This is a genomic window from Pseudomonas sp. KCJK8993, from assembly GCF_046230915.1.
In the GTDB taxonomy this organism is placed as follows: Bacteria; Pseudomonadota; Gammaproteobacteria; order Pseudomonadales; family Pseudomonadaceae; genus Aquipseudomonas; species Aquipseudomonas piscis.
In genome coordinates this window covers 21,473-30,348 of sequence record NZ_JBJJLO010000084.1, presented here as the reverse complement: position 1 = coordinate 30,348, position 8,876 = coordinate 21,473, and the positions used below count along the sequence as shown (strand labels likewise).

Annotated in this window: 9 protein-coding genes; 8 read left to right on the top strand and 1 reads right to left on the bottom strand. The window is 66.1% G+C overall.

The window, feature by feature from the left end; translation table 11 throughout:
- Window positions 1-65 precede the first annotated feature (65 nt).
- A complete protein-coding gene (locus ACK6AU_RS22705) occupies window positions 66-335 on the top strand; it encodes a hypothetical protein (protein WP_022644069.1) in 270 nt (89 codons plus the stop codon).
- A 15-nt stretch (window positions 336-350) separates the two neighbouring features.
- Here the strand turns inward: ACK6AU_RS22705 and otnI are convergent, their stop codons facing one another.
- A complete protein-coding gene (gene otnI, locus ACK6AU_RS22700) occupies window positions 351-1,133 on the bottom strand; it encodes a 2-oxo-tetronate isomerase (RefSeq protein WP_409301514.1) in 783 nt (260 codons plus the stop codon).
- A 348-nt stretch (window positions 1,134-1,481) separates the two neighbouring features.
- On the opposite strand from otnI, the gene ACK6AU_RS22695 reads away from it, so the two are divergent.
- The 7 genes from ACK6AU_RS22695 (at window position 1,482) to ACK6AU_RS22665 (ending at window position 8,779) form a co-directional block, all read left to right on the top strand.
- The gene (locus ACK6AU_RS22695) at window positions 1,482-1,832 is read left to right on the top strand and encodes a hypothetical protein (protein WP_185701251.1); all 351 of its coding nucleotides are present in this window, start codon (window positions 1,482-1,484) and stop codon (window positions 1,830-1,832) included.
- A 411-nt stretch (window positions 1,833-2,243) separates the two neighbouring features.
- Window positions 2,244-2,528, top strand: a complete 285-nt coding sequence (locus ACK6AU_RS22690; RefSeq protein WP_409301511.1) for a hypothetical protein — start codon at window positions 2,244-2,246, stop codon at window positions 2,526-2,528.
- A 290-nt stretch (window positions 2,529-2,818) separates the two neighbouring features.
- Entirely contained in the window at window positions 2,819-5,530 is a 2,712-nt protein-coding gene (gene mgtA / locus ACK6AU_RS22685; protein ID WP_409301509.1) for a magnesium-translocating P-type ATPase, read from the top strand.
- 122 nt (window positions 5,531-5,652) lie between these two features.
- A complete protein-coding gene (locus tag ACK6AU_RS22680; RefSeq protein WP_185701254.1) occupies window positions 5,653-5,853 on the top strand; it encodes a hypothetical protein in 201 nt (66 codons plus the stop codon).
- Window positions 5,854-5,880: 27 nt separating this feature from the next.
- Entirely contained in the window at window positions 5,881-7,590 is a 1,710-nt protein-coding gene (locus ACK6AU_RS22675) for a Na/Pi cotransporter family protein (RefSeq protein ID WP_409301507.1), read from the top strand.
- Window positions 7,578-7,925: a DUF2493 domain-containing protein gene (locus ACK6AU_RS22670; RefSeq protein ID WP_185701256.1), complete on the top strand. Its 348-nt coding sequence runs from the start codon at window positions 7,578-7,580 to the stop codon at window positions 7,923-7,925. Before ACK6AU_RS22675 ends, ACK6AU_RS22670 begins: the two co-directional genes overlap by 13 nt.
- 68 nt (window positions 7,926-7,993) lie before the next feature.
- Complete coding sequence (locus ACK6AU_RS22665) at window positions 7,994-8,779, top strand: hypothetical protein (RefSeq protein WP_409301504.1); 786 nt, start codon at window positions 7,994-7,996, stop codon at window positions 8,777-8,779.
- Window positions 8,780-8,876 lie beyond the last annotated feature (97 nt).

The window sequence follows — 8,876 nt, the reverse complement described above, 5'->3', positions numbered from 1 at the left end:
GGCCCGGGAGCCACTGCCCCATTTGCTCAGGCCACTGCCCTGAGCGCCCTACCGAGTAACCATCGATGCCCACCTTCACCCCTGCCCGCGCCCTTCACCGCCTGAACTGCACCGGCTGCGGCTGGACACTGGCGATCCTCGGGCAGCACGAACAGCCCCTGCAAAAGTGCCCCTGGTGCGGCTGCAACGAGTTCAGCGCAGAACAGCCCGCCCGCAGCGGCGCCGGGCAAGTGCTGGAGTGCCCGCGCCACGGCCCGGTGGTGGTGCAGGTCCTGGACGCGAACATCCACAGCGATGACTTCCTGGACAACCTGTACTGCCCCTTCTGCCCCTAGCCCGGGGCCATCGGCTCAACGCGCCTGCCAGTCCCGCAGCCATTGCAGGCCGGCGCTGGTGTCGCCCCGGGGCCGGTACTCGCAACCGACCCAGCCGGCATAACCCAGCTCATCCAGCCACTGGAACAGGTAGGGGTAATGCAACTCCCCCAGATCCGGTTCATGACGCTGCGGCACCCCGGCGACCTGGATATGGCCGATGCCCGCCAGGTCGCGGCGCAGCTTGGTGGCCACGTCACCCTCGACGATCTGGCAGTGGTAGCAGTCGAACTGCACCTTGAGATTGTCGGCCCCTACTTCGCGGCAGATGGCCTGGGCCTGGTCCTGGCGGGTGAGGAAGAACCCCGGCATGTCCCGGGTGTTGATCGGCTCCACCAGTACCGTGATGCCCACCTCGGCGGCCCGGGCGCAGGCATGGGCCAGGTTCTCCAGGTAGACCCCATGGTGCCGGGCCCGCTCGCCTTCGTCGGCCAGCAATCCGGCCATCACATGGATGCGTGGATTACCCAGCACCGTGGCGTACTCCAGGGCCCGGGCGAACCCTGCGCGAAACTCCTGCTCGCGTCCGGGCAGCGAGGCCGTGCCACGCTCCCCCGCCGCCCAGTCCCCCGGTGGTGCGTTGAACAGCACTTGCTGCAGGCCGTGGTCGTCCAGGCGCTGCCTGAGTGCCTCGGGGCGATGCTCATAGGGAAACAGGTATTCCACGCCGACAAAGCCATCGGCGGCAGCTGCGGCGAAGCGCTCGAGAAAGGTGTGTTGCGGGTAGAGCATGCTGAGGTTGGCGGCGAAGCGAGGCATGGCGACTCCAGGGACCCGAAAGCGGACGACGATCAGTGGCGCAGGGTAATACAACCGTCATGGATCACCGCAAGGTAATGGCCGGACACTGGCTCTTCATACCGCTCGTCCCCTTCTGCCATCGCTGGCCGCACCGCTGGTCGGAAGCCCCGGGGCACTGGTCGGCTGGCTGCTACAAACATTCACAGCCCTGACTTGGATCAGCATCGCCAGCGGAGCACTGGCCGAGGCTGGATGCACGAGGGCTGCTGACTGGTGGTAGTGCCCTTCATCGCGACTCCGTTGACGCCCGCCATGACGGCGAGCTCAATGGCCTGTCTGGTTATGCTTGGATAAGGATGATTCAACATGGCAAAGATCGAGGTTTTATCGGGTGATTTCCTGCAAGGCACCGGTGAATACCGGCACGGTACCTTCAGGCTCAAGACGGTATTCAACAGTGCCGGGGTCGACGTCAAGGCATCGGCGTTCAAGTCCCTGGAAATCGCCAGCGAAAGTCCCGTGGCCAATCGCGACGCCCTGGGCTACGGCCTGGCCGGCGCCATGCTCTTGGGTCCGGTGGGGGCGCTGGCCGGCTACCTGATCGCGGGCACGGAAAACGAGGTGACCTTCATCGGCACCTTCAAGGATGGCAGGCAATTGATGGCCGCCACTGACAGCGCCACCTACAAGGACATTTCCCAGCACCTGCTCAACTAAGGTCCTGGCAACTTTTCGATCATTCGGTGCCCATGATGTTTTTCGATCATGGGCACTTTTTATTACCCGCCCGCTTCATATATGCAAGTTCACAAGTTACTTATCCCCCACCTGAACCTCAGCTGAAAAAAACATCATCGAACATTGATTATCGGGCAATTTGAACTTGACTCATCCCAGCGCCCTGAGTAAATTGCGCGGGCCGGTCAAACCGGCCTTTTTTCCAACTCACCAAAGAAGCCAATGGACACAGTATCTAGACGCTGTCTGGTCGCGGCCCTCGGGCACCGCCAGGCACTTAACCCTGAACAAGACGGGACTCGACTCCACGGTCGGGTGAGCTGCGCTAGAGCTTGACGCTCCTACGTAACTTGCCTCCTCCGGAGCCAGTCCGGTCGCGAGGCAACTGTTATGACCTTCACTTCCTCTGTAATGCCCGGTGTCCGTGCCTTTGCCGCGACCATGCGGGTCAAGTTGCGCCCTGAGCCCAAGGCCCAGGCCCGCTCGCCTTTCTCTCGCCCCACACCCACCTGCGCCACGCACCTGCGGGCCAACTGGCGTGTCTGCCCCACCAGCGGCCAACTGCAACAACGCTGGAGCTTCGACGACAGCCAGGACCCGCAGAGTCGGGGCGCGGCCTGGCTCTTCACCCAGGCCGCCTTGATCCTTGGCCTGTATCTCGGGGCTCGCACCTAAGTTCCAGGCGCCAATAACTTTCGTTATTCAAAGACGAATTCCTTATATAGGAACTTGTCGGCAGCCTATCGCCTTCAAGTTAATGAACATGCCGGAGAAAGTTATGGAAGAGGCCAGTAGTAGGTTCGCTGTCCATGCAACTTCATTGTGTGGGCAGCGAACGTTAAATCCTGAAAGACGCCCAGATCAACATCGATCGCCAACCTGCGGTTCGACATACTTTCGCTCGCCTTTGATAAGTTGAGTGGCTCGTGTGTCGCGCCGTCAGCAAGCGGCAGGAGCACACACCCATGACTGTAAAAATCGCAACTTCGCGCAACCACAACGCCACCGGCGACCAGCACAAGCTGTCGATGCGCGCCGCCCGTGAAGCCCGGAACGGCCTGGCCGTGACCCTGGCCAATGTCAATTCCAGCACCGCCGGCCTCACCGAACTGGACGCCGAAGGCCGCCTGCAACGGGACGGCCACAACGAGGTCGCCCACGACCGTCCGCCGCACGCCCTGGTGCAACTGCTGCAAGCCTTCAACAACCCCTTCATCTATGTACTGATGACCCTGACCGGTATCAGTTTCTTCACCGACTTCTGGCTGCCGCTGCAGGCCGGCGAAGAAACCGATCTCACCGGGGTCATCATCGTCCTGGTGATGGTCCTGGCCAGCGGCCTGATGCGCTTCTGGCAGGAGCACCGCTCGGCCAAGGCCGCCGAGGCCCTCAAGGCCATGGTCCGCACCACCGCCGCGGTCCTGCGGCGCGAGCAGATGGGCATGCAGGCCCGGGTCCGCGAAGTACCGATGCGCGAACTGGTGGCGGGCGACATCATCCAGCTCGCGGCGGGCGACATGATCCCCGCCGATATCCGCCTGATCGAATCCCGCGACCTGTTCATCAGCCAGGCGGTGCTCACCGGCGAAGCCTTGCCGGTGGAGAAGTACGACACCCTGGGTGCCGTCCAGGAGAAATCCGCCAAGGCCCAGGCCGCCGACCAGCAAGACCTGCTGGATTTGCCCAACATCTGCTTCATGGGCACCAACGTGGTCAGCGGCACCGCCACCGCCGTGGTGGTGGCCACCGGCGCGCGTACCTACTTCGGCTCCCTGGCCCGTTCCATCGTCGGCTCGCGCTCGCAAACCGCCTTCGACCGCGGGGTCAACAGCGTCAGCTGGCTGCTGATCCGCTTCATGCTGGTGATGGTGCCGGTGGTGCTTCTGATCAACGGCTTCACCAAGGGCGACTGGGCCGATGCCTTCATGTTCGCCCTGGCGGTGGCCGTCGGCCTGACCCCGGAAATGCTGCCGATGATCGTCAGCGCCAACCTGGCCAAGGGCGCCGCGGCCATGGCCAAGCGCAAGGTGGTGGTCAAGCGCCTCAACGCGATCCAGAACTTCGGCGCCATGGACGTGCTCTGCACCGACAAGACCGGCACCCTGACCCAGGACCGGATCATCCTCGAGCACCACGTGGGTATCGACGGCCAACGCTGCGACCAGGTACTGCAACTGGCCTGGCTCAACAGCTACCACCAGAGCGGCATGAAGAACCTGATGGACCGCGCGGTGGTGGCCTTCGCCGAGGAGAACCCGCGCTTCACCCCGCCCGCCGCCTGGCGCAAGATCGATGAGCTGCCGTTCGACTTCGTGCGCCGGCGCCTGTCGGTGATCCTCGCTGACGCCCATGGCCAGCACCTCTTGGTGTGCAAGGGCGCGGTGGAGGAAATGCTCGAGACCGCCACCCGGGTCCGCCAGGACGGCGTCGCCGTGGCCCTGGACGCCGAGCGCCGGGCACAACTGCTGGCCCTGGCCGAACGCTACAACCGCGACGGCTTTCGCGTGTTGCTGGTGGGCACCCGGGAGCTGCCCAAAGGCCAGACCCGCAGCCAGTACAGCGCCAGCGATGAGCGCGAGCTGGTGATCGAAGGCTGCCTGACCTTCCTCGATCCGCCCAAGGAAACCGCCGGCCCGGCCATCGCCGCCCTGCGCGACAACGGCGTGGCGGTCAAGGTACTGACCGGCGACAACCCCATCGTCACCGCCAAGATCTGCCGCGAGGTCGGCCTGGAAGCCGGCGAGCCACTGCTGGGCCGCGACATCGAGCACATGGACGACCAGGTCCTGGGCCGGCTGGTGGAAGAACGCACGGTGTTCGCCAAGCTGACGCCGCTGCAGAAGTCGCGGGTGCTCAAGGCCCTGCAGGCCAACGGCCACACCGTGGGCTTCCTCGGCGACGGGATCAACGACGCCCCGGCCCTGCGCGATGCCGACGTCGGCATCTCGGTGGACAGCGGCACCGACATCGCCAAGGAATCGGCGGACATCATCCTCCTGGAAAAGAGCCTGATGGTGCTCGAGGAAGGGGTGATCAAGGGCCGCGAGACCTTCGGCAACATCATGAAGTACCTGAACATGACCGCCAGCTCCAACTTCGGCAACGTGTTCTCGGTACTGGTGGCCAGTGCCTTCATCCCGTTCCTGCCGATGCTGGCGATCCACCTGCTGCTGCAGAACCTGATGTACGACTTCTCCCAGCTGGCCCTGCCCTGGGACAAGATGGACAAGGAGTACCTGGCCAAGCCGCGCAAGTGGGACGCCAACAACATCGGGCGCTTCATGATCTGGATCGGGCCGACCTCGTCGATCTTCGACATCACCACCTTCGCCCTGATGTGGTACGTGTTCGCCGCCAACAGCGTGGAGATGGCGGCGCTGTTCCAGTCCGGCTGGTTCATCGAGGGGCTGCTGTCCCAGACCCTGGTGGTGCACATGCTGCGCACCCGCAAGATCCCGTTCATCCAGAGCACCGCGGCCTTGCCGGTGATGCTGGCCACGGGACTGGTGATAGCGCTGGGGATCTACGTGCCCTTCTCGCCCCTGGGCAGCATGGTCGGCCTGGTGCCGCTGCCGTGGGAGTACTTCCCTTGGCTGGTGGGCACTCTGCTCAGCTACTGCGTGGTCGCCCAGACCATGAAGACCCTGTACATCCGCCGCTTCAAGCAGTGGTTCTAAGGGCCTGAAACGTGGCGCGGCCGCCCGCCGGCGGTCGCTTGTGATCGAGACCCTTGACGCCACCGTCGGCGCGGCCCGCGCCGTGCCGACGCCGACAGCGCTCGCCCCAAAGGAGTGTCGCCATGTACCTCAAGCCTTTTTCTTCGTTGCAACGCGGCCTCAAGGCCTTGCTGGTCTGCGCCTTGTGCGCCTGTGCCCGGCTGCTCGCCCGCCTGGGTTGCCGTCTCTATGTGCGGGGCCTGTTGAGCGCCGTGGAAATGCGTTTCGTGCTGGATGTGAGCGCCGCCATCAACCGCGCCTCGCTGCGCCTGGCGATTGCCTGAACCCGCACCCGTCCCGGGAGAACCCTCATGTCGGGAACCACCCTTCTGATCAACCTGGCCGGCGCCATCGCCCTCTTGCTGTGGGGCTCGCAGATGATCTGCAACTCGCTGCTGCGCGGCTTCGGCAGCCCGCTGCGCCACTGGCTCGGGCAACACCTGAACAACCGCTGGCTGGCGCTGCTGTGCGGCATCGGCATCACCGGGGTGCTGCAAAGCAGTACCGCCGTGAGCCTGATGGCCAGCTCCTTCACCGCCGCCGGCACCCTGGGCCTGGCCCCGGCGCTGGCGGTGATGCTGGGGGCCAACATCGGCTCGACCCTGGTGGTCCAGCTGCTGAGCCTGGACCTCTCGCTGGCCGCCCCGGTGGCGTTGCTGGCGGGCTTCTTGTGCCTGCGCCTGCGCGATGACTCGCGCTTTGAAAGCATCGGCGCCGCGCTGATCGGCCTGGGCCTGATGCTCCTGGCCCTGGGCACGCTCGGTGCCACCCTGGGCGCGGTGGAGCACACCCCGGTGCTGCGCCTGGTGATGCAAAGCCTGGACGGCGACCTGCTGCTGGCGCTGCTGGTGGCGGTCGTGCTGACCTGGATGTGCCACTCCAGCGTGGCAGTGGTGCTGCTGGTCGCCTCGCTGGCCGGCACCGGGCTGCTGTCGCCGGCCACCAGCATGGCCCTGGTGCTGGGGGTCAATCTCGGCGGCGGCCTGCCCTCGCTGCTGGGCGCCAGCGGCAACGTCGCCCGGCGCCTGCCCCTGGGCAACCTGCTGGTGCGCCTGGCCGGGGTGGCGCTGGTATTGCCGTGGATCGGCGCACTGGCCCAGCTCGAAGGCGTGCGCCAACTGCCCGGGGCGCTGCTGGTGGTCTATCTGCACAGCGTCTTCAGCCTGGTGCTGGGGCTGCTGTTCATCGGCTTCACCGAGCCCATGGGCAAGCTGCTGACCCGCTTGCTGCCGGCCCCGCCGCCAGTGACCGATCCGGGCATGCCGCTGTACCTGGACGAGGCCGGGTTGGAAGTGGCCAATATCGGCCTGGCCAATGCCGCCCGCGAGGCCCTGCGCATGGCCGACATGCTCTCGGGCATGCTCGACCGGGTCCTGCAACTGCTGCGCACCTCGCAGGTGGCCAACGCCGAGCAGATCCGCCAGATCGACCAGTCCCTGGACCTGCTCAGCGCGGCGATCCGCGCTTATCTGGCGGACATCGGCAAGGAAGGCATCAGCGACCAGGACGCCGACCGCTCCCAGGAAATCCTGCTGCTGGTGATCAACCTGGAACACGCCGGCGACATCCTCAGCAGCAGCCTGGCGCAGCTGGCGGTACGACGCCTGCGCCGCAGCGAGCCGTTCTCCGCCTTCGAGCTGGGGACCCTGGTGCCGCTGCACCAGGAACTGCTGGCCAGCCTCAGCCTCGCGGTCACGGTGTTCCTGCGCGAAGACCTGGCCACCGCTCATCAACTGGTGGCACGCAAGGAGAACGTGCGCCGCCTGGAAGCCGCCGCCGGCCGCGAGCACTTTCGCCAACTGCGCGAAGACCGCAGCGCCTGGGCCGAGTCCGGGGACATTTTCCAGCGCCTGCTGCGCGACTACCGGCGGGTCCACCACCACATCGCCGCCCTGGCCTACCCAGTGCTGGAGCGGGCCGGCGAGCGAGACATCGAGCACGGCTATCTCGGCGAGCCACTGGCCGAGAGCCTGCCCGGCCAGTCGCACGAGACCCGGGAGGACAGTCGATGCGCGTCCTGATCTGCGCCGGTCGCCACTACACCGACAGCCGCCGCTGCCGCCAAGTGCTGGAGGCCTTCCAGCGCCTGCACCCGGTACGGGTGGTGATCCATGGCGGCAGCCAGTTCCTCGGGGCGCAGATCGAGGACTGGGCCCGGGAGATCGGCGCCGACCTGGTCCGCTACCCGCCCAACTGGCAGTTGCACGGCAAGCACGCCGAGCGCCTGCGCAACCGTTTCATGCTGGCCGACAGCCGCCCCGACATCGTCCTCGCCCTGCCCGGTGGCGACGACACCGAGGAACTGCTGGCCCAAGCCCGGACCCGGGGCATCCAGACCCTGGGCCTGGGTGAGTGATCACCCGCCACTTCATGACGCCAACCCCGGGCGCCGCCCACCCGGCGCCCACAGCCGTGAGATTCGCCATGACCCAGCATCGTCCGCATCGCTCCTCCCTCACCCGCGCCTGGGGCCAACCGCTGCCCGTCGCCAAAAGCCGCATGCTCAAGCGCAACCTGCTGTTCCTGGCCATCACCGCCGGCGCCACCGCAACCCTGGCCCTGTGCTCCAAGGCCCAGGCAGCCGGTGGCGCCTATGTGGTGGACAACGGCGGGATCAACGCCCCCGGCGAATGCAATGTCGACCTCTGGTACCAGGCCGATCGCCGCCAAGGCTCGAACCACAATAGCGTGCTGGTGCCGGCCTGCACCTTCAGCCAACTGCCTGGGGTGCAATTGGGCGCCGCGCTGCAACGCCAGCAAAGCGCCGAGCACGGCGAAACCCAGCTCAGCCCCCAGGTCAAGCTGGCCTTGCTGGACCGCGACGACCTGGGCCTGCAGCTGGCGCTCGCCGGCTCCGCCCACTGGGCACTGAACCGCAGCCACAGCTTCGACGGTGGCGACCTCAGCCTGCCGCTGACCTTCAGCCCCAGCGACGCGCTGCACCTGAACTTCAGTACCGGCTGGAGCCACGCCTATGACGACGGCCAGCAGCACCATCGCTGGACCTGGGGCACAGGGGTGGAATACGAGCTGCTGCCCAGCCTGACCCTGATCGCCGAACGCTACGGCCAGCGCGGCGGCGAACAAGCCTGGCAAGCCGGCCCGCGCCTGCACATCGGCCACGCCCTGGACCTGGACCTGATCCTGGGCCAGCGCCTGACTGACCGGCACGACCGCTGGCTGACCACCGGTGTCACCCTGCGCTTCTGAGCCGATCCACCACGGCAGCGGCTACACCCCTGTAGCCGCTGCTGAGCCCGCGAAGCTGCGCCAAGGCCCGCAGGGCCTTCCAGCAATCGCCAACCCC